Raw genomic sequence first — 3,012 nt, forward strand, 5'->3', positions numbered from 1 at the left:
GGGCAACCGTGTATATTATCGTCGGGACGAAGTAGAACAGGCAATTAAACCATTAAACTTTTAATTGCTATGAATACAAAAAAGAAAACCGGGCAATTCTGCACCGGCTCGCTAACCAATTCAAAGGTACAAAAAATTCAGTATCGAAAGAGCCAGGCAGTCAAATATTTAGAGCAACTTGCAAACAATGAGGTACGGGCAAAGAATCCGAATACACCTGTTGAATGGCTTGCACCGAGGAAGTATAAGGACGATACAGCCAACGGACTGACAAAATGCGTTATTGACTTCATCCGCTTTAACGGTGGACAAGCCGAACGGATAGGCAACACAGGGCGAATGATTGACACACGTTCCACATTTACTGACTATGTAGGACAAACAAGAACCATCGGACAAACGAAATGGATAACAGGAACAGGCACAAATGGCACGGCTGATATTTCAGCAACTATTAGCGGCAAGTCTGTTAAAATCGAAGTAAAAATCGGCAAAGACCGACAAAGCGAAGCCCAAAAGAACTATCAAAAAGCTGTTGAAAAGGCAGGGGGAAATTATGTGTTAGCAACTTCATTTGAGCAGTTTTTTAACTGGTATAAAGCCAACTTCGGGGAGGGAAGTAAATTATGAATCCTACATTCGATCTTGATAAATACGGTATTGGTTTTAAAGATATCCAGTACGAAGCCGAAAGGTTAATAAAAGAAGGGAAAGACGCAAAGGAGAATAAAGGCTTATTTAAGGTAAGGACGGCCAACCAATGGATAGAACAAGCAAAGAAAAATCCAATACCTAAAATGCTGTTTGGTGAATTGTGGCACGATAGCGAACTGTGTATTTTGTTTGCTGACACTAACTTAGGAAAGTCCATTTTAGCCGTGCAAATAGCCGACAGTATTAGCAGTGGGGAACAAATATCGGGCTTTAAGCTTGAAGCAGCTAAACAGCCAGTTTTATACTTTGATTTTGAACTTTCAGCTAAACAGTTTGAGGTTAGGTATTCTGTAAAGAATGAAGTAAAAAAAATACATGATAACCATTATTGTTTTGATGATAATTTCAAAAGGATCGAAATCAACCCAGATGCTGAAATTCCTGAAAACAGTACTTTTGAAGATTACCTCAATCAATCATTGGAGCGAAGTATTGTAGAAACAGAGGCAAAGGTTTTAATCATTGATAACCTTACTTACCTTAAAAATGAAACTGAAAAGGCTAAAGATGCTTTGCCCCTGATGAAGCATTTAAAAGCGTTGAAAAGCAAATACGGACTTTCAATTTTGGCACTTGCTCATACCCCGAAAAGGGACTTGACAAAACCGATAACAAGGAATGATTTGCAAGGTAGCAAGATGCTGATAAATTTCGTTGACAGTTCCTTTGCTCTTGGGGAAAGCCATACCGACAAACACCTAAGGTATATTAAACAGATTAAAGCACGGAATACTGAAATAATCTATGATGCTGAAAACGTAGTTGTTTGCCAAATCCAAAAGCCTTTTAATTTTCTTGAATTTGAATTTGTAGCATTTGGAACAGAGCGGGAACACCTGAAACAGTTTTCAGAGAAAGACCGCGAAAGCATTATTGAACGGGCAAAAGACTTAAGCCAAAAGGGATTATCACAACGACAAATCTCAACAGGATTGGGTATTTCATTGGGGGCGGTAAACAAGTATTTAAAAACATAAATGTTCACGGTGTTCACGGCGTTCACACCATGAACGTTGTGAACGCCGTGAACGCTACCAGAAAAAAAATGAAAGAACACAAATACATTTTAGAACCATACAAGGGAATGAATACCAGGTATCACTGCCCAAGTTGCCAACAGAAGGAAAAAACCTTTTCACTCTACATTGATACGTATACAGGTGAACACATACACCCCACCGTTGGCCGGTGCAATCGTGAAAGTAATTGCGGACACCATTACACACCAAAACAATATTTTCATGATAACAACATTTCATTTGACACACAACAGCCCACATTATGCAAGTCCAGGCCAGTTGCATCACAACCAAAGCCAGTTTCATTTATTCCGATTGAAGTATTTAAAGCCAGTCTACAAGGACATGAAACGAATCACTTTGTAAAGTACCTGCTTTCCTTGTTTGGCGAAGAGGTAACAACAGAACTGATAAGCCGTTATTTTATTGCGACCTCAAAATATTGGAAAGGGGCAACGGTATTTTGGCAAATAGATACTCAGGGCAAAATAAGAACGGGCAAAATAATGTTATATGACCCCATCACTGGCAAAAGGGTAAAAGAACCATTCAGTCATATTAATTGGGTGCATAAGGTTTTAAATCAGCCAGGATATGAATTGAAACAATGCCTATTCGGAGAACATTTATTGATTGACAAGGCAAAACCTGTTGCCATAGTTGAGAGCGAAAAAACGGCAATTATAGCAAGCGTTTATTTACCGCAATTCATTTGGTTGGCAGTAGGCAGCCTTACTAACCTGAACGCTGAAAAATGCACCATACTAAAAGGGCGTTCCGTTTCACTGTTCCCCGACCTCAACGGCTTTGATAAATGGAGCAAAATGGCAAAGGAACTTTCACACTTTGCATCCTTTTCCGTTTCTGATTTACTGGAACGCAAGGCGATCGAAAAAGAACGTAAAAAAGGACTTGACTTAGCGGACTTCTTGGTTTGTTACGATTGGCGGCAATTTGTTATTAAACCCGTTGAACATAACAAGTCAACTACAATTTTGGATGAACTAAAAGATACATCCATTATCCAAAACATTGAACAACAAGACAGGAATTTAGACAATCCTGCGAATAGAACTAATGACCAATTACCCGAATTAAAAACGCTCGCTTTCATATTTGAATGGATGTACAAAAAAGGTGGATAATCCGGCGCAAACCCTGCCACCTATTCCGATGATATGCTGCCAGTGATTCCGGTCAAATGCTGCCACTTTTAAGGGTGTTTTAGATTTGTTCGGGCGGCGGCGGCGCGATATTATTCCGAAGTAAACACTGCCAC

General features: G+C 39.6%; 4 protein-coding genes. 3 read left to right on the forward strand and 1 reads right to left on the reverse strand.

What is annotated here, in order from left to right; all coding sequences use genetic code 11:
* Positions 1-69 precede the first annotated feature (69 nt).
* From ABZB17_RS21890 to ABZB17_RS21900, 3 genes are all read left to right on the forward strand, one after another.
* The gene (locus ABZB17_RS21890; protein ID WP_372653684.1) at positions 70-630 is read left to right on the forward strand and encodes a hypothetical protein; all 561 of its coding nucleotides are present in this window, start codon (positions 70-72) and stop codon (positions 628-630) included.
* Positions 627-1,691 (forward strand): AAA family ATPase, encoded by a 1,065-nt coding sequence (locus ABZB17_RS21895; RefSeq protein WP_372653686.1) that lies wholly within the window; start codon positions 627-629, stop codon positions 1,689-1,691. The genes ABZB17_RS21890 and ABZB17_RS21895 overlap by 4 nt, the downstream gene beginning before the upstream one ends.
* Positions 1,692-1,759: 68 nt before the next feature.
* On the forward strand, positions 1,760-2,878 hold the full coding sequence (locus ABZB17_RS21900) for a DUF6371 domain-containing protein (protein ID WP_372653688.1): 1,119 nt from the start codon (positions 1,760-1,762) through the stop codon (positions 2,876-2,878).
* Here ABZB17_RS21900 and ABZB17_RS21905 read toward each other — a convergent pair.
* The coding region (locus tag ABZB17_RS21905) for a hypothetical protein (protein ID WP_372653690.1) at positions 2,828-3,012 on the reverse strand (185 nt) is incomplete at its 5' end. The genes ABZB17_RS21900 and ABZB17_RS21905 overlap by 51 nt on opposite strands.

Source organism: Draconibacterium sp., from assembly GCF_041583095.1.
In the GTDB taxonomy this organism is placed as follows: Bacteria; Bacteroidota; Bacteroidia; order Bacteroidales; family Prolixibacteraceae; genus Draconibacterium.